Below are 16,695 nucleotides of genomic sequence, written 5' to 3' on the forward strand. Positions count from 1 at the left end.
CATCCGCCCCGCCCCCACATCGGCCCCGCCTGGCCAACCAGTTCCCCTACTGACCAGGCGTTCCACCCTCCGATCGGTTCCGGCTAGCCGACCGGTTTAGCCGCCTGGGTGGTCCTGGCCCGGTGCCAGGCGAGGGCCGCCGGGATGCCCGCCGCCACCCCCGCGATCCCGGCGACCGCCAGCCCGTCCGCCGGCCCGGCCCACTCCACCAGCAGGCCGCCGAGCAGGACCCCCAGACCCTGCACGGCGACCAGCGCCGAGGAGGCCAGCCCCACCGCCTGGCCGCGCCGGTCCTGCGGCACGAGACGGACGAACTCCGCGTTGGCCGACACCTGGTAGCCGCTGAACGCCCCGCTCACCGTCCACAGCACCAGCAGCACCACGAAGTCCGGCCGCAGCAGGGAGGCCACCAGCGGCACGGCCGCCGCGACGGCCATCGGCCCCATCGCCCCCAGCCGCCGCTCCAGCGGCACGAACCTGGTCAGCACGTACACCCCGAGCACGTTGCCCACCGGGATCGCCGCCATCAGCAGCCCGGCCTCGACGGCGCCCTTGCCCAGCGAGGCCGCGTACGGCACGGCGACCGCCTCCGGGATCACGTGGAACCCGGCCAGCAGGGCCAGCCCGAGCAGCCCCCGCAGCGACGGGCTGATCGTGATCAGCCGGAACCCGCCCCCGGTGGCGGAGAGCCAGGACTGCTCCCGGTCCCGTCCGGCCGCCGGGCGGTGCCGTACCGTCAGCGCGGTGATCAGCGCGCAGGCGGCGAAGGTGGCCGCGTTGATCACCAGTGAGACGCCCGGCCCCGCGGCCGCCACGATGAGGCCGCCGCCCGCGAAGCCGATGAGCGTGAGCAGCTGGCTGGTCAGGTGGTTGGCCGCCACCCCCGTCGGGTAGGCGTCGGCGGGCAGGATGTCCGGCAGCAGCGCGATGCGCGCGGCCCTGGTCGGCGACTCGAGCAGTTGCGAGGCGAAGACCAGCGCGCAGAGCGCCGGCAGCGGCAGGCCCGGGATCGCGACCAGTCCCATCAGGACCGTCCTGATCACGTCGCACGTGATGATCAGTTCGCGTCGGGGGTGCCGGTCGGCGAGCCAGCCCAGCAGCGGCCCGCCGAGCAGGGCGGGCACCAGCGTCAGGGCGTAGACGACGGCGGTCAGCGCGGGCGAACCGGTGCGCTGGTAGGCGATGACGGCCAGTGCGACGCGTGCGAGTTGGTCACCGCCCCTTGACAGCAACGCCCCCGCCCACAGCCCCCGGAACTCGGCGTTGGCGAAAACCTGCCGGAACCCCGTCGCCTGCCCCACGCGTCCCCCCGCACTGGCCGTCAGATCTCCCCGTGTGCCTCTCCCCGTGGCCGCCTTGAACGGCGCGGCGGGAAGGTGCGAGTTATCGTCAGTTCCAGTCGTGTTCCGGAGCGTCCCAGTCGCGATCGTGCATGTCGCACCTCCCTTCGTTGCTGTTGATCAGCACACTACGAAGGGCCGATATGGATCCGGTATTCACCGCATATAGGGGACGGGCTTCAGCTCCACCGCTCCAGGTCAGGGCGCTTGGCGCTGAGGCCGTCGCCCGAGGAGGTGCCGCGCAGGCGGCGGGCGACCCACGGCACCAGGAACTCGCGCACCCACTGCGCGTCCTCCCGGCGGCGCACCCGCGGATCCACCGTGCGGGCGGGCCACTCGTACTGCCAGGAGTCGTCGAACGGCACGTCCAGCACGTCCAGCACCCGGGCGGCGACCAGGCGGTGGCCTTCGGCGTTCATGTGCAGGCGGTCCTCGCTCCACGCCCGCCAGTCGCGGATGGCCTGCATCGACCACTGGTCGACCACGCGGCAGCCGTACAGGTCGGCGATGGAGCGCACGTGCAGGTAGAAGACGGCGAACTTGCCGCGCATGCGGCGCATCAGCGGGGTGTCGCGCGGGTCGACGCCGGTGAACAGCAGCACCTCGGCGCCGCTCCCGCGCAGCCGCCGTACGGCCCCGGCGAGCTTCTTGGCCATCCGGTCCGGGTCGCTCCCGGGCCGCAGCAGGTCGTTCCCGCCGGCGCAGAAGCTGACCAGCCCGGGCGCCATCTCGACGGCCTGCGGCACCTGCTCCTCGACGATCTGGTCGATGAGCTTGCCGCGCACGGCCAGGTTCGCGTAGCGGAAGGCGGGGTCGAGCTCGGCGAGCCGTTCGGCGACCCGGTCGGCCCAGCCGCGGAAGTGGCCGTCCTTTCCGGGGTCGTTGAGGCCTTCGGTGAAGCTGTCGCCGAGCGCGACGAAGGAACGGTAGTGCGCCATGCTATTTCTCGATCATCTCCGCGATCGCCCGGAGCGCCAGCACGTACGACCGGAGCCCGAAGCCGGCGATCGTCCCGGTGGCCACGGCGGCGACCACCGAGGTGTGCCGGAACTCCTCGCGGGCCGCCGGGTTGGAGATGTGCACCTCCACCAGCGGCGCGGTGCGCTGGGCGATGGCGTCGCGCAGCGCGTAGGAGTAGTGGGTGAAGGCGGCCGGGTTGAGCACCACGGGGATCTTCCCGTCGGCCGCCTCGTGCAGCCAGCCGACCAGTTCGGCCTCGTCGTCGGTCTGCCGCACCTCGACGTGCAGACCAAGCTCGCGGCCGGTCGCCCGGCACAGGTCGGCCAGGTCCTCGAAGGTGTCGGAGCCGTAGACGTCCGGCTCACGGATGCCGAGGCGCCGCAGGTTGGGGCCGCTGAGTACGTAGATCATCGTGCCACCTCGGCGTAGGCGGCCTCCAGCAGCTCCTCCGACGGGTCCTCGAGGCGGCCGGGTCTGGCCAGCCCGTCGAGGACGACGAAGCGCTGCCTGGCGCCGCGGTTCTTCTTGTCCAGTCGCATGTGGTCGCGCAGCCGCGGCCAGGCGTCCTTGCGGTAGGCGGTGGGCAGGCCGACCGAGGTGAGGACGGCGCGGGTGCGCTCGACCAGGTCGGCGCCGATCCGCCCGTCGAGCCGGGACAGCTCGGCGGCGTAGACCATGCCGATGGCCACCGCCTCGCCGTGCCGGATGTGGTACTGCTCGGCGCGCTCGATGGCGTGCGCCAGGGTGTGGCCGTAGTTGAGGACCTCGCGCAGCCCGGCCTCGCGCAGGTCGGCGCCGACGACGTCGGCCTTCACCTGGATCTTGCGCTCGATCAGCTCGCGGGTGTGGTCGCCCTCGGGCCTGGTGGCGCCCTCCGGGTCGTCCTCGATCAGCAGCAGGATGGCCGGATCGGCGATGAAACCGCCCTTGATCACCTCGGCGAGCCCGGCGATGTAGTCCTGGCGGGGCATGGACGGCAGGGTGGCCAGGTCGCACAGCACGCCTGCGGGCGGCAGGAACGTGCCGACCAGGTTCTTGCCCTCGGGGGTGTCGATGCCGTTCTTGCCGCCGACGGCCGCGTCGACCATGGCCAGCAGCGTGGTGGGGACGAGCACGACCTTGACGCCGCGCAGCCAGGTGGCGGCGACGAAGCCGGCCAGGTCGGTGGTCGCGCCGCCGCCGACGCCGACGACGGCGTCGGAGCGGGTCACGCCGTACCGGCCGAGGGCGGACCAGAGGCCGGCCGCGACCTCGACGCTCTTGGCCCGCTCACCGTCGGGGACGGGCAGCGCCACCACGTCGAACCCGGCGTCGGACAGCGCGCCGCACACCGGGCGGGAGATCTCCGGCAGCCCGGCCGGGTGGATCACCGCGACCGTCCGCACGCCGGGGCCGAGCAGGCCGGGCAGCTCGCCCAGCACGCCGGTCCCGATGACCACGTCGTAGGGGCTGTCGCCGCGCACGGTGATCCTGGTGGCGGCCCGCCCGTCACTCATGGCCGAGTCCCTTCAGGATCTCGTCGGCGAGCTCGGCGGGCTCGCGGCCGTCGGTCACCACGGTGATCGTCGCGAGGCGCTCGTAGATGGGGCGGCGCTCCTCCATCAGCTTCTTGAGCTGGCTGCGCGGGTTGAGCACCAGCAGCGGCCTGGCCGAGCCGAGCCCGACCCGCTGGACCGCGTCGGGGAGGCCGACCTGGAGGTAGACGACGGGGTGGCCGCCGAGCAGGGCCTGGTTGGCCTCGGCGAGGATCGCGCCGCCGCCGAGCGACAGCACGCCGTCGTGTTCGGCCAGCGCGCGGCGCACCGCCTCGGACTCGAGCTCGCGGAAGCGCTCCTCGCCGTCCTCGACGAAGATGTCGCTCACCGGCTTGCCCGCGACGGCCTCGACGTCGGCGTCGGTGTCGCGGAAGGCGACCCCGAGCCGCTGGGCCAGCAGGCGGCCGAGCGTGGTCTTACCGGAGCCGGGCGGGCCGATCAGCACGGCCTTCATCACTTGATCACCATCGATGACAGGTAGCCGGACAGGTTGCGGGCGACCTCCTCCACGGAGTCGCCGCCGAACTTCTCGAGCGCCGCGTCGGCCAGCACCAGCGCGACCATCGCCTCGGCGACGATGCCGGCCGCGGGGACCGCGCAGACGTCGGAGCGCTCGTGGTGCGCCTTGGCCGCCTCGCCGGTTTTGACGTCGATCGTGGCCAGTGCCCTGGGGACCGTGGAGATCGGCTTCATGGCGGCGCTGACCCGCAGGATCTCGCCGTTGGTCATGCCGCCCTCGACGCCGCCCGCGCGGTTGGTGACGCGCTTGACGCCGTCCTCGGTGGTGTACTCGATCTCGTCGTGGGCTCGGGAGCCGGGGCGCCTGGCGGTCTCGAAGCCGTCGCCGACGGCGACGCCCTTGATCGCCTGGATGCCCATCAGCGCGCCCGCGAGGCGGGAGTCGAGGCGGCGGTCCCAGTGGGTGTAGCTGCCCAGGCCGGGCGGCAGGCCGTAGGCGAGGACCTCGACGACGCCGCCGAGGGTGTCGCCGTCCTTGTGCGCCTTGTCGATCACGGCGACCATCGCGGCGCTGCCCTCGGCGTCGGCGCAGCGGACCGGGTCGTCGTCGACCCTGGCCAGGTCGCCGGGGCCGGGCAGTACGTCGCTCGCGGTGGCGGCCCCGCCGATGGAGACCACGTGGCTGACGATGTCGACGCCGAGCGCCTGCTTGAGGAAGCGCCTGGCGACCTCGCCGAGGGCGACGCGGGCGGCGGTCTCGCGGGCGCTGGCCCGGTCGAGCACGGGGCGGGCGTCGTCGAAGCCGTACTTCTGCATGCCGGCCAGGTCGGCGTGGCCGGGGCGGGGGCGGGACCTGGGCGCGTTGCGCGCCACGCCTTCGAGCAGCGCTGGATCGACCGGGTCGGCCGACATGACGTGCTCCCACTTGGGCCACTCGGTGTTGCCGACGCGGATGGCGATCGGGCTGCCCATCGTGCGGCCGTGGCGGACGCCGCCGACGATGGCCACCTGGTCCTGCTCGAACTTCATCCGGGCGCCGCGGCCGTAGCCGAGGCGGCGACGGCGCAGCGCCTCGTCGATCGCGGCCGTGGTCACCTCCACGCCTGCGGGCAGGCCCTCCATGATGGCGACGAGTTCGGGGCCGTGGGACTCTCCGGCGGTCAACCAGCGCAACATGCTGACAAGTCTTCCATGTGCGGCCGGGTGCGATGGCCGCGGTGTTCATCAAGCGAGACAGACGGCGGCCAGCGCGCCGATCAGCATGAACGGCCCCAGCGGGAATTCCGTCTTCTTGTCCGCCTTCTTCACCACCAGCAGGTTGATGGCGTAGACGGCGCCGCAGAGCTGCCCGGCGATGGCGGCGAAGACCCAGGTGTCCCAGCCCAGCGCGCCGGTGACCATGCCGATGAGCCCGGCCAGCTTCACGTCGCCGAGGCCCATCGCGCTCGGCCTGGCGAACCAGAGCAGCCCGTAGAGCCCGGCCAGCGCCAGCCCGCCGAGCAGTCCCCGGGGCAGTTCGCCGGTGGGGATCAGCAGGAGGGCGAGGACGGGATAGGAGGGGAGGGTGATCACGTCGGGCAGTCTGGAAGTCCGCCAGTCGATGACGGCCAGGGCGACCCCGGCCACGGCGGCGTAGAGGAGGGCGGGCAGGTAGACCGGGCCGACCCGCCAGGCGACCAGGCCGCAGGCCAGCGCCGTGGTCACTTCGACGACGGGCGGCAGGGCGGGCACTGGCGGCGTGCGCAGCGTCCGCCGGACGGCGGCTCGCGCTTCGGCCCAGGCGTCGGGCGGGTACTCCTCGAAGGCGGTGGCGAACGTCCGCACGTAAATCCCAATGACGAACGCCACGACCATGACCGCAGCGATCAACATCACGTCTCGACCATAGCCCGCGACCTGCCCTCATGTCCTCCGACCTGGCATTTTGCCGCCATACGGAAGCCGCCCTCAGTGAACGTTGCGTTTCTAAAGGGTGAAGAGTAGCCTCCTTAGAGAACGAATCGTTCTCTAAGGAGGCGGTGTGGAGCGACCCCCGATCGCCCTCGTCCTGCCGGGGCTGGTGCTGGCCATGCTGCTCGGCGCACTGGACCAGACGATCATGGCTCCGGCCCTCCCCGCGGTGGCCGGGGACCTCGGCGGGCTGGACGCGATGCCCGCCGTCGTCACCGCCTACCTGGCCGCCGCGACGGTGGTCATGCCCGTGTACGGCAAGCTCGGCGACAGGTTCGGCCGCAAACCGGTCATGCAGGCGGCGATCGCCGTCTTCGTCACCGGCGCCGTCCTCTGCGCCCTGGCCACCTCCCTGCCGCAGCTCATCACCTTCCGGGCCCTGCAGGGCATGGGCGGCGGCGGCCTGATGATCGGCGCCCAGGCGATCATCGGCGAGATCGTCAGCCCCCGCGAACGCGGCCGATACCTGGGCCTGATCGGCTCCGCGTACGTCGTCGCCGCCGTCGGCGGCCCGCTGCTCGGCGGATTCCTCATCGACCGGGGAAGCTGGCGGTGGATCTTCGCGATCTACCCGCCGCTCGGCCTGCTCGCCTTCGTCCTGCTCACGCTCACCCTGCGCCTGCCCAGGCCGGGCGGCGCCCGCCCGCCGATCGACTACGCGGGCGCGATCAGCCTGGCCGTCGCGGTCGTCGGCGTGGTGCTGCTCGGCCAGACGCGGCACCCGGCCTACCTCGCGCTCGCCTTCGCGGCGGCCGTGGCGTGGCTGGTGAGCGCCGGGCGGGCGGCCGACCCGGTGCTGCCGCTGCGCCTGTTCCGCGACCCGGCCTTCGCCATCCCGGTGGCGATCAGCTTCCTCATCGGCTTCTCGCTGTTCGGCACGGTGACCTACCTTCCGGCGTTCCTGCAGGTCGCCATGGGCGCCTCGGCCACCCGCGCGGGCCTGGTGCTGACCGCGCTGATGGCGGGCGTGCTGCTGACCACGGTGATCTCCGGGCGGCTCATCACCAGGACCGGCGTCTACAAGCCGTACCCGGTGGCCGGCACGGCGCTCGCCGCCGCCGGTCTGACGCTCCTGGCGCTCGTCGGCGCGAGCGGCGGGGCGCCCGCGCTCGGCGGCCTGGTGCTGCTGGTCGGGCTCGGTGTCGGGCTCGTCATGCAGGTCATGGTGCTGGCCGCGCAGAACGCGGTCGCCTACCCGGACCTCGGCGCCGCCACCTCGGCGGTGACGTTCCTGCGCCAGATCGGCGCCTCGACCGGGGTGGCCGTCGCCGGCGCCCTGATCACCTGGCGGCTGGCCGGCGCGGACACGCCCGCGACGGCCTTCGCCGAGGCGATCCCCCTGGTGTTCGGGATCATGGCACCGCTGCTGGCCGTCGCGTTCGGCCTGGCGGTCGCGCTGCCCGCCCGCCCCCTTCGTACCACTTCACACGTGGAGGACAGGACATGACGCTCGTCGAACCCCTGCGCGCCTTCGGCAGGACCGACCTCGCCCTCGCGGGCGGCAAGGGGGCCAATCTGGGAGAGCTCGTCAGGGCCGGGTTCCCGGTGCCGGACGGCTTCGTCGTCACCACCGCGGCCTACGATCCGGCGGCGGAGACCGTACCCGAGGAGTTGCGCGAGCGGATCGCCGGCGCCTACCGCGAGCTCGGCGGCGGGCCCGTCGCGGTGCGGTCGAGCGCGACCGCCGAGGACCTGCCGGGGGCGGCGTTCGCCGGCCAGCAGGACACCTACCTCAACATCGTCGGCGAGCCGGACCTGATCGACGCGGTACGCCGCTGCTGGGCCTCGCTGCGCACGGAGCGGGCCGTCGCCTACCGCCACAGGCTCGGCATCGGCGAGGACGAGGTGCGCATCGCCGTGGTCGTGCAGCGCATGGTCGAGGCCGAGACCGCCGGGGTCATGTTCACCGCCGACCCGGTCTCCGGCGCCCGCGACCGGATCGTCGTCGACGCGGGCGCCGGGCTGGGCGAGGCGGTCGTCTCCGGCCTGGTCACCCCCGACCACTACGTGCTCGACACCTCCGGCCGGGTCCGCGAGCGCACCCGCGGCCGCCGCGAGGTCGTCATCAGGGGTACGGCCGGCGGCGGCCTCACCCGCCAGGCGGGCGACACCGGGGCCGGCCTCCTGCTGCCCGACGACGCGCTGACCGAGCTGGCCCGGCTGGGTACCGAGGTGGCCCGCCACTTCGGCCGCCCGCAGGACATCGAGTGGGCCCGCGCGCACGGCCGTACCTGGCTGGTCCAGGCCCGCCCGATGACCGCCCTCCCGCCACCGCCGATCCGCCTCGGCCCCGCCCAGCGCAAACTGGGCTCCATCCTCCTGGAGTACATCCCCTACCGCCCCTACCCGATGGACATGTCGACGTGGGTGCCGTACGGCCCGGCGGGCCTGATGGCCAAGGTGACCGAGTACTACGGCATCGGCAGCGCCTTCGACGGTTTCCTGCCGGAGGTGGACGGCGTGGTCGACCGGCTCGTCCCGCCCTCCCCGCACCCCACGCCCGGCATATTGCGGACGCCGTTCCGGCTGGCGCGGATGGCCCGCCGGCACGACCCCGCACGGTGGACCGAGGACCCGCGCTTCACCGCCTTCCTGGCCGCCGTGCGCGAGCTGGAGGAGGTGGACCTGGCGGCGCTGCCGTGGGCGGAGCTGGTCCGCGTCCCACGCCGGGCGCTCCACCTGGTGCGGCCCATCGCCGACCTGCGCATCTCCTATCTGCCGCGCACGGGCCTGGCGATGCTGCGGCTGCTGGTGGCGCTGAAGCTGCGCGGGCGCGGCGCGCTGCTCGGCGACCTGCTCATGGGCGCGCCCACCCGCACCCAGGACACCAACCGCGCTCTGGAGTCGCTGGCCGCCCTGGTGCGCGAGAACCCCGAGCTCAAGGACGCCCTCGCCGCCGAGCGGGTGGCCGAGTTCCCCGAGTTCCACACCGCCTTCCAGGACTTCCTGCGCGAGTACGGCCACCGTGAGACCGCCAGCCCGATCCTGGTCACCTCACCCACCTGGGGCGAGTCCCCCGGCACCGTCCTCGACCTGGTCAGGCTGCTGGTCAGCGAGCCGCGCGGCGGCCATCCGGCCGAGCCGTCCCTCGGCCCCCGGTTCGACCCCCTGGTACGGGCGGCCCGCGCGGGGCTCGCCTTCCGCGAGGACAGCCACTTCTACTTCACCAAGCCGCTACCGCTGCTGCGCCGGTCGCTGCTGGAGATCGGCCGCCGCCTGCACGACGCGGGGGTGCTGGCCGAGCCCGAGGAGGTGTTCCATCTGCGGCTCGAAGAGCTGGAGGGCGTCGAGGACGTCGACCGGCTGCCCGGCGAACGGCTGCGCCAGATCGTGCGCGACCGGTCGGCCAGGCGCGCGGAGCTGGCCGGAGTCAGGCTCATCGACCCCAAGCTGGTCTTCCCGTCGCGTGCGACCGGCGACGCGCTGGTCTCGGGCGCCCCGGCCGGAGGCGGCACCGCCACCGGACCGGTCGCGATCATCCGCGAACCGGCCGACTTCGGCAAGCTCGCCGCCGGCGACGTGCTCGTCTGCCCGTACACCAACCCGTCGTGGACGCCGCTGTTCCAGCGCGCGGCGGCCGTCGTGGTCGACTCGGGCGGCATCGCCTCGCACGCCGCGATCGTGGCCAGGGAGTACGGCATCCCCGCCGTCATGGGGACGGCCGACGGCACGTCCGTGCTCGCCCACGGCCAGACGGTGACCGTGGACGGCGACGCCGGCCTGGTGACCTCCGGCGATTCGTAGGATCTGGTCATGGTCACCGACCACCGCAAGCTCCCCCGGCGCCGAGGCGAGGCGCTCAACGCCGCCATCTTCCAGGCCGCCCTCGACGAACTGGCCGAGGTCGGCTACGCCAAACTGACCATGGAGCGCGTCGCCGAGCGGGCCGGCGCCAGCAAGGCGTCGCTGTACCGCCGCTGGCCCAGCCGGATGGAGCTGGCGATGGACGCCGTCTACCACGTGATGCCCGACCCCAGCGCGCCGCCCGACACCGGCAGCCTGCGCGGTGACCTGCTCGCCCTGCTCCGGAACAACGCCGAACTCCTGGCGGGCCCGGCGGGCGAGGCGATGCGCGGGCTGCTCAGCGACGCGCTCAGCGACCAGACCCGCACGGCCGATCTGCGCCGCCACTCCCAGGGCCACAGCATGAAGGTGATGCGGGAGATCGCCCGCCGCGCGATCGAGCGCGGCGAGATGGACGCGGGCGCCGTCACCGCGCGCCGCCTGGAGGCCGGTCAGGCGCTGCTGCGCCAGCACTTCCTGTTCAACGGGGTGCCCATCCCCGACAGTGTGATCGTCGAGATCGTGGACGAGGTGATCGTGCCGCTGTTCATCCCCTAGCGGGCGCGGCGGGAGAACCAGCGGCGCTTGGCGGCGGCGGGCGCCAGGCGGGCGACGGTCGCGCCCTTCACCTGGTCCAGCGTGCCGGACTCGACGGCGGCCATGACCTCGAGCAGCGGGCCCTCGATGACGAACGGCACCGGCCCGGCCACGTCCACCACCACGGCGGCGGTCTTCTCGCCGACCGCCGCCTGGCACACCTGCGGCATGGTCGCCTGGATAGGGCGGGCGTCGGGGCGCCAGCGGGTGAGCGCGTCGGTGCCGGTGAAGGCGAGCACCGCCTCGCGGCCGTCCTTGCCGACGAGCTTGGGGAGCGCCATCTCGCTCTCCTTCTCCTGCTTGACCCCGTGCTCGCCGATCTCGGACTCGGTGAGCAGGGCGACGACGGGCACCAGCAGCCTGGCGCCGCTCAGCGCCGACATCACGGCGGTGGCGTCGGCCGTACCGGCGGCGTAGGCGGACAGGGCGGCGGCGACGTTCGCGTCGGCGCCGCCGTCGTCGTCGGGGACCAGAGGTTGCGGAATGCTCGGCACAGCCTCCGAGCCTACCGGCCGCGGCCCTCGGGTCTCCCGTCCGGCGCCGCCGTCAGCCCAGGTCGGCGATCGCGGCGACCGGGCCGCCTCCCGAGGGGCCCTGGTGCACGGCCGCCACCGAGACGAAGACCGCGGGATCGCCGGTGACCGAGGCGGCGACACCGCCGACCGCGGCCTTGATCTGGCGGTGCCACTGCACGTCGGAGTCGTCGAGCATGATGTTGCGCCGGCCGCGTACCCGCCCGGACGGGTCGGCTTCGCACTTCATGAAGACGTTCACCAGCCGCCCGCCCAGGTCGCTCGGGTGCGGGCGCTCGGGCAGGTCGAGGCCCGCCGAGCGGATGGCCGCCCAGATGCCGTCGGCGTCCAGGGCGTCCTTCATCACCGAGTGGCCGACCCGGTAGCGCCCGCCGATCCCCCGGACGTTGCCGACCACGACGATCTGCGCGCGGTCCAGTTCGACGCCGCTGGAGCAGGAGGCGACGGAGGAGTACAGCGACAGGTCCTTGTGGATCTGCTCGGCGGACGGCATCTCGATCTCGCCGAGGGCGACGGCGACGCCGAGCGCGGTGGTGGAGTTCGACAGGTCCATCGAGGGGCCGGTCTCCTCGATGGCTGTGTCCTGGCCCCTGCTCTTGGCGTCGGTGATGGTGGCCAGGGTGAGCAGCGGCGTCTTGGTCTGCACGTAGTGGACGTCGGCGGGGTCCTCGATGCCCGCGATCTTCATCGCCTCGCGCACGCCCGCGGCGACCTTCCGCACCATGGCGGGCCTGCCGATGTCCTCGGGCAGGATGACCTCGCTCATCGCCACGCCCACGCTGACCCTCGGCTCGTCCGACGGCTCGGCGTTCGCGGTGGTCGCGAAGACGGTGGCGTGCGGGCTGAGCACGCCGTCGGTGCCCCCCGACCAGACCAGCGGCACGCTGTCCGGCGCGGGGTGGCCCTTGGCGGCCAGCACCTCGCGGAAGGCGCGGTCGGCCAGGATGCGGGTGTAGTCGTTGACCCCTCCGTTGCCCTCGGTCTTGCCGATCACCGCGAGCACCCGGTGCGCCTCGATCACCCCGTCGTCGATGAGCTGCTCCAGCCCTGAGGCGTCGGTGACGCTCTCGATGGCGACCTTGCGCACTTCGATCGGTTCCGGCATCTATCTCTCCACTCTCGTACCGGCATTTCCTGCCATGGCCTGGGTGATCCCGGCCAGCGAGGTGATCGCCGCCCGGGAGCCGCCGTCCGCGACGAACCGCAGCGCCGCCTCCACCTTGGGCCCCATGCTGCCCCCTGCGAAGTGCCCGGCGGCGTGCAGGACACGCAGTTCTCCCGAGGAGATCCTGCCGATCGGCCTGGGGTCGGGACCGCCGAACCCGATCACGGCGTTCGGCACGTTCGTCGCGATGATCAGCACGGAGGCGTGTACGGCCCGCGCGAGCACCGCCGCCGCCAGGTCCTTGTCGATGACCGCCTCGACCCCGGACAGCCCGCCGTCGGCCCGCCGTACGACGGGGACTCCGCCGCCGCCCGCGGCGACGACCGTGAAGCCGTCCGCCATCAGCGTGTTCACCGCGTCCGCGTCGAGGATCTCCAGCGGCTCCGGCGAGGCGACGACCCGGCGCCAGCCCTGGTCGAAGCGCCGCCAGTGCTGGCCGAGCTTCTCGAAGGTGCGCGCCTCGGCCTCGCCGAAGTAGCGGCCGATGGGCTTGACCGGGTCCTGGAAGCCCTGGTCGCCGGCGTCGACGAGGGTGCGGGTGACCACGGTGGCGGTCCTGCCGCCGAGCGCGTTGAGGATGAGCGTGCCGATGGTGGCCTGGGTCTGCGCGCCGCACCAGTCGAGCGGCACCGGCGGCACCACCCCGGCGGCCAGTTGGTTCTTCAGCAGCAGGTTGCCCACCTGCGGGCCGTTGCCGTGGGTGAGGATCACCTGGTGCCCGGCGTCCAGGATGGCGCGGACGTGCCGCATCGCCTCCTCGACGGCGGTCCGCTGGTCCTCGGCGGAGGCGCTGCCGTCGGGGCCGGTCATGGCGTTTCCGCCGAGCGCGATCAGTACCCGTTCACCCACGGTCGCGACGCTACCCAGCCGATATCGGCGCTTCATGGGCAATGTCTGCCGACGAACGGCCGCATATGGGGCGGTTGCTGCCCATTTGCGGTTGGGGGTCACAGCACAGGCAGGCGGAAAAGACCTCTGGCGGTCTCAGCGCAGGCAGGCGGTGAAGACCTCGGTGAGGCGTTCGACGACGGCCTCGCGCGGGAGGTCGTCCATGGGGCCGAAGACGTTGCGGAGCTGGGCGACGCCGACGATGAGGGCGGTGGCGACGGCGGCCCGCAGGCGGGTGTCGGTGTCGTCGGAGCCGGTGAGCCTGGCCTGCAGCGGTCCCATGATCGCGCCGCGGATCCGTTCGCGCATGATCTCGTGGACCTCGGGGCTGGAGGAGGAGCGGGCGATGGTGGCCACGACCGGGCTGCCGGCGGCCGATCTGAGCCGGTCGGCCACGTATTCGGCCAGCAGCCTGGGCAGCCCCTCCTCCTCGCCGCCGCCGAGCACGCCGGGGAAGCTGCCCTGCTGGGCGAGGACCTTGGCGAACAGCTCGTGCTTGGACCCGAAGTAGCGGTTGATGAGCGCGACGTTGACGCCCGCCTCCGCCGCGAGCAGCCGCATCGTCACCTGGTCGTAGCCGAGTTCGGCGAACAGGCGGCGCGCGGCCTCGAGTATGCGCAGGCAGGTGCCTTCCCTGTCGCGGTGCCGTCCCTCGTCCACCTCTCGCATCCTTCCAGATTTGACCGGTAAACAAGCGTCTACTAACTTTACCTGTACCGTACATGCAAATTAGGGGGATTTGTGCTCCAGGCACAACGCTTCACTCACAAGCAGGTCCTGGAGGTCCTCGCGGGGCTGATGCTCGGAATGCTGACCTCGATGATCGCGATGTCGGTCGTCGGGACGGCGCTGCCGACCATCGTGGGCACGCTCGGAGGTCAGGAACAGCTCGCCTGGGTGGCCAGCGCCTCGCTGCTCACCATGACCGCCTCGACGCCGCTCTGGGGCAAGCTGTCCGACCTGCACGGCCGCAAGCTGATGTTCCAGCTCTCGCTGGCGTTGTTCGCGCTGTCGTCCCTCGCGGCGGGGTTCTCCCAGGACATGGGGCAGTTGATCGCCGCCCGCGCCGTCCAGGGCATCGGGGCGGGCGGGCTGGCCGCCCTCCCGCAGATCATCCTCGGCGACATCGTCGAACCCCGCGAGCGCGGCCGCTACTCCGGCTACATCGGCGCCGTCTTCGGCGTCTCCACCGTGGCCGGCCCGCTGCTCGGCGGATTCATCGTGGACAACCTGTCGTGGCGCTGGACGTTCTGGGTGAGCGTGCCGCTGGCGCTGGTGGCCTTCGCCGTCATCCAGAAGGTGCTCAAGCTGCCGTTCACCCGGCGCGAGTCCAAGGTCGACTGGTGGGGGGCCACCTTCATCACCGGCGCGGCCACCTCGGTGATGCTGCTGCTGTCGCTCGGCGGCCACGAATTCGCCTGGAACTCCCCCTGGACGTACGGCCTGGGCCTGCTCACCGTGGCGCTGGCCGGCCTGGCGACGCTGGCCGAGCGCAGGGCGGCCGACCCGATCCTGCCGCCGAGGCTGTTCGCCAACCGCACCTTCGTCCTCACCTCGCTCTCCTCGCTGCTGGTGGGCGCGGCGATGTTCGGCGCGCTGATGTTCCTGCCGCAGTACCTGCAGATCGTCAAGGGGATGAGCCCGACCGGCTCGGGCCTGATGACGCTGCCCATGGTCGTCGGCATGCTCCTCTCCTCGATCCTGGTCGGCGGCCTGGTCACCAGGACCGGCCGCTGGAAGGCCTTCCCCGTCGCCGGCATGGTGCTGGTCGCGGTCGGGCTGTTCATGCTGTCGCGCCTGGAGGTGGACTCCTCGCTGGTGATCGTGGGCGTGGACGTCGCGGTGCTCGGCATCGGGCTCGGCGCCAGCATGCAGATCCTCATCCTGGCCGCGCAGAACGCCGTCACCCGCGGCGACCTGGCCGCCGGCACCTCCGGCGTGTCGTTCTTCCGCTCGCTGGGCGGCGCCGTCGGCGTGGCCGCCTTCGGCGCGATCCTCACCGGCCGCCTCTCCACCGAGCTGGCCGCGCTGGCCAAGGCCGCGCACCTGCCGCTGTCCGGCGGCGGCGCGGGCATGACGCTCGGCTCCCCCGACGCGATCCGGCACCTGCCCGCCCCGGTCATGGACGTGATCCTGGAGGCGTTCACCCGGGCGATCCACACCGTGTTCCTGGTCGGCGTGCCCATCGCGGTGCTCGCCGCCCTCGCCGCACTGGCCCTGAAGGAACTCCCCCTGCGCAGCGCCAAGTAGCGCACAGCAAAGAGGCCCGGATTCCTCCGGGCCTCTTCTTCGTTCGGTACGGCAGGTCAGACCGTGACGAGCGCGGCCTCGGCCTCCAGGGTCGCGGCGGTGGCGTTGACCACCGCGGCGATCCTGATCGCCTCCTGGATCTGCTCGCGGGGCATGCCCGACGCGCGCAGCACCTGCTCGTGCGACTCCAGGCAGCGCCCGCAGCCGTTGACCGCCGACACCGCCAGGCACCACAGCTCGAAGTCGACCTTGTCCACGCCGGGGTTGCCGATCACCTGCATGCGCAGCTTGGCCGGCATCGTGGCGTAGGTCTCGTCGCCGATGAGGTGCGTCGCGCGGTAGTAGACGTTGTTCATCGCCATGATCGACGCGGCCGCCTTGGCTGCGGTGAACGCCTCGGCCGACAGGTTGTCGCCCGCGTCCTCCGACAGCTCCGCGATGACCCGCGCCGACCGGGTGGCCAGCGCGCACGCCAGCACCGTGCCCCAGAGCTGCTGCTCGGTCAGCGACGAGGTGGTCGTGACCGAGCCCAGGTTGAGCTTGGTGTCCTTGGCGTAGTCGGGCAGAGCGGCCTTCAGGTTGGCGACGCTCACTGCGCGAGCAGCTTCTGGGCATCCAGGGTGGCCTCGCCCTTGTTCCAGTTGCACGGGCACAGCTCGTCGGACTGCAGCGCGTCGAGGACTCGCAGGACCTCCTTGACGTTGCGGCCGACCGAACCGGCGGTCACCATCGAGAACTGGATCTCGTTGTTCGGGTCCACGATGAAGGTGGCGCGCTGGGCGACGCCGTCGGAGCCGAGGACGCCGAGCGCCGAGGACAGCTCGCGCTTGATGTCGCTCAGCATCGGGAACGGCAGGTCGCGCAGGTCCGGGTGGTCCTTGCGCCACGCGTGGTGGACGAACTCGGAGTCGATGGAGACGCCGAGCACCTGGGCGTCACGGTCGGCGAAGTCCTCGTTGAGGCGGCCGAACTCGGCGATCTCGGTCGGGCAGACGAAAGTGAAGTCCTTCGGCCAGAAGAACACCACCCGCCACTTGCCCTCATACGTCTTGTGGTTGATCTCTTCGAACGCCTTGTCCGCGTCGAGCGCGACACAGGCGGTCAGTTCGTATTCGGGGAAGCTGTCACCGACGGTGAGCAAGTCCGTGTCTCCTTCTGAAGGACGTCGTTGTCTGCCTCTCACCTTGCCTTATCTAGTATTGATCCGAGAAATCGAGTAGTCGTACCAATCTGAG

17 protein-coding genes are annotated in these 16,695 nt (G+C 72.3%); 4 read left to right on the forward strand and 13 right to left on the reverse strand.

All coding sequences use genetic code 11. From position 1 onward, the window contains the following. Nucleotides 1–83: 83 nt before the first annotated feature. The 7 genes from ABZ911_RS09895 to ABZ911_RS09925 form a co-directional block, all read right to left on the reverse strand. Complete coding sequence (locus tag ABZ911_RS09895) at nt 84–1,301, reverse strand: MFS transporter (RefSeq protein ID WP_358053920.1); 1,218 nt, start codon at nt 1,299–1,301, stop codon at nt 84–86. 218 nt (nt 1,302–1,519) lie between these two features. After that, a complete protein-coding gene (locus tag ABZ911_RS09900; RefSeq protein WP_358053922.1) occupies nt 1,520–2,278 on the reverse strand; it encodes an SGNH/GDSL hydrolase family protein in 759 nt (252 codons plus the stop codon). Nucleotide 2,279: 1 nt separating this feature from the next. Next, on the reverse strand, nt 2,280–2,711 hold the full coding sequence (aroQ, locus tag ABZ911_RS09905) for a type II 3-dehydroquinate dehydratase (RefSeq protein ID WP_358053924.1): 432 nt from the start codon (nt 2,709–2,711) through the stop codon (nt 2,280–2,282). Beyond that, on the reverse strand, nt 2,708–3,796 hold the full coding sequence (gene aroB, locus ABZ911_RS09910) for a 3-dehydroquinate synthase (RefSeq protein WP_358053926.1): 1,089 nt from the start codon (nt 3,794–3,796) through the stop codon (nt 2,708–2,710). The genes aroQ and aroB overlap by 4 nt, the downstream gene beginning before the upstream one ends. After that, nucleotides 3,789–4,289, reverse strand: a complete 501-nt coding sequence (locus tag ABZ911_RS09915; protein WP_358053928.1) for a shikimate kinase — start codon at nt 4,287–4,289, stop codon at nt 3,789–3,791. The genes aroB and ABZ911_RS09915 overlap by 8 nt, the downstream gene beginning before the upstream one ends. Further along, nucleotides 4,289–5,470: a chorismate synthase gene (aroC, locus tag ABZ911_RS09920; protein ID WP_358053930.1), complete on the reverse strand. Its 1,182-nt coding sequence runs from the start codon at nt 5,468–5,470 to the stop codon at nt 4,289–4,291. The genes ABZ911_RS09915 and aroC overlap by 1 nt, the downstream gene beginning before the upstream one ends. Nucleotides 5,471–5,518: 48 nt before the next feature. Next, nucleotides 5,519–6,166 carry an A24 family peptidase gene (locus tag ABZ911_RS09925; RefSeq protein WP_358054027.1) on the reverse strand — a complete coding sequence of 216 codons (648 nt, stop codon included), beginning with the start codon at nt 6,164–6,166 and terminating at the stop codon, nt 5,519–5,521. Between the two features lie 148 nt (nt 6,167–6,314). On the opposite strand from ABZ911_RS09925, the gene ABZ911_RS09930 reads away from it, so the two are divergent. From ABZ911_RS09930 to ABZ911_RS09940, 3 genes are read left to right on the forward strand one after another with little or no spacing between them, the layout of a single operon-like run. Beyond that, complete coding sequence (locus ABZ911_RS09930; protein WP_358053932.1) at nt 6,315–7,691, forward strand: MFS transporter; 1,377 nt, start codon at nt 6,315–6,317, stop codon at nt 7,689–7,691. Next, nucleotides 7,688–9,988 (forward strand): PEP/pyruvate-binding domain-containing protein, encoded by a 2,301-nt coding sequence (locus ABZ911_RS09935; protein ID WP_358053934.1) that lies wholly within the window; start codon nt 7,688–7,690, stop codon nt 9,986–9,988. Before ABZ911_RS09930 ends, ABZ911_RS09935 begins: the two co-directional genes overlap by 4 nt. Nucleotides 9,989–9,997: 9 nt before the next feature. Further along, a complete protein-coding gene (locus tag ABZ911_RS09940; protein ID WP_358053936.1) occupies nt 9,998–10,585 on the forward strand; it encodes a TetR/AcrR family transcriptional regulator in 588 nt (195 codons plus the stop codon). On the opposite strand, the gene ABZ911_RS09945 is transcribed toward ABZ911_RS09940, so the two are convergent. From ABZ911_RS09945 to ABZ911_RS09960, 4 genes are all read right to left on the reverse strand, one after another. Further along, the gene (locus tag ABZ911_RS09945; protein WP_358053938.1) at nt 10,582–11,118 is read right to left on the reverse strand and encodes an SseB family protein; all 537 of its coding nucleotides are present in this window, start codon (nt 11,116–11,118) and stop codon (nt 10,582–10,584) included. The two genes, ABZ911_RS09940 and ABZ911_RS09945, sit on opposite strands and share 4 nt — an antisense overlap. Before the next feature lie 52 nt (nt 11,119–11,170). Then, complete coding sequence (locus ABZ911_RS09950; protein ID WP_358053940.1) at nt 11,171–12,262, reverse strand: ring-opening amidohydrolase; 1,092 nt, start codon at nt 12,260–12,262, stop codon at nt 11,171–11,173. Beyond that, complete coding sequence (gene arcC, locus ABZ911_RS09955; protein WP_358053942.1) at nt 12,263–13,171, reverse strand: carbamate kinase; 909 nt, start codon at nt 13,169–13,171, stop codon at nt 12,263–12,265. 135 nt (nt 13,172–13,306) lie between these two features. Beyond that, a complete protein-coding gene (locus ABZ911_RS09960; RefSeq protein WP_358053944.1) occupies nt 13,307–13,870 on the reverse strand; it encodes a TetR family transcriptional regulator in 564 nt (187 codons plus the stop codon). An 81-nt stretch (nt 13,871–13,951) separates the two neighbouring features. Here ABZ911_RS09960 and ABZ911_RS09965 point away from each other — a divergent pair, with 81 nt between their 5' ends. Continuing rightward, on the forward strand, nt 13,952–15,460 hold the full coding sequence (locus ABZ911_RS09965; RefSeq protein ID WP_358053946.1) for an MDR family MFS transporter: 1,509 nt from the start codon (nt 13,952–13,954) through the stop codon (nt 15,458–15,460). 56 nt (nt 15,461–15,516) lie between these two features. On the opposite strand, the gene ABZ911_RS09970 is transcribed toward ABZ911_RS09965, so the two are convergent. After that, nucleotides 15,517–16,053, reverse strand: a complete 537-nt coding sequence (locus tag ABZ911_RS09970) for a carboxymuconolactone decarboxylase family protein (RefSeq protein WP_358053948.1) — start codon at nt 16,051–16,053, stop codon at nt 15,517–15,519. Further along, nucleotides 16,050–16,601, reverse strand: a complete 552-nt coding sequence (locus ABZ911_RS09975; RefSeq protein ID WP_358053950.1) for a peroxiredoxin — start codon at nt 16,599–16,601, stop codon at nt 16,050–16,052. Before ABZ911_RS09975 ends, ABZ911_RS09970 begins: the two co-directional genes overlap by 4 nt. Between the last annotated feature and the right edge of the window lie 94 nt (nt 16,602–16,695).

The sequence above is a fragment of the Nonomuraea sp. NPDC046570 genome (assembly GCF_040645915.1).
Classification (GTDB): Bacteria; Actinomycetota; Actinomycetes; order Streptosporangiales; family Streptosporangiaceae; genus Nonomuraea.

Excerpts from the sequence above, each read along its gene's own strand:
- ABZ911_RS09940 (WP_358053936.1), top strand. The coding sequence starts at position 9,998 with ATGGTCACCGACCACCGCAAGCTCCCCCGGCGCCGAGGCGAGGCGCTC.
- ABZ911_RS09925 (WP_358054027.1), bottom strand. The coding sequence starts at position 6,166 with ATGTTGATCGCTGCGGTCATGGTCGTGGCGTTCGTCATTGGGATTTAC.
- aroQ (WP_358053924.1), bottom strand. The coding sequence starts at position 2,711 with ATGATCTACGTACTCAGCGGCCCCAACCTGCGGCGCCTCGGCATCCGT.
- ABZ911_RS09950 (WP_358053940.1), bottom strand. The coding sequence starts at position 12,262 with ATGCCGGAACCGATCGAAGTGCGCAAGGTCGCCATCGAGAGCGTCACC.
- ABZ911_RS09915 (WP_358053928.1), bottom strand. The coding sequence starts at position 4,289 with ATGAAGGCCGTGCTGATCGGCCCGCCCGGCTCCGGTAAGACCACGCTC.
- ABZ911_RS09900 (WP_358053922.1), bottom strand. The coding sequence starts at position 2,278 with ATGGCGCACTACCGTTCCTTCGTCGCGCTCGGCGACAGCTTCACCGAA.
- aroC (WP_358053930.1), bottom strand. The coding sequence starts at position 5,470 with ATGTTGCGCTGGTTGACCGCCGGAGAGTCCCACGGCCCCGAACTCGTC.
- ABZ911_RS09935 (WP_358053934.1), top strand. The coding sequence starts at position 7,688 with ATGACGCTCGTCGAACCCCTGCGCGCCTTCGGCAGGACCGACCTCGCC.
- aroB (WP_358053926.1), bottom strand. The coding sequence starts at position 3,796 with ATGAGTGACGGGCGGGCCGCCACCAGGATCACCGTGCGCGGCGACAGC.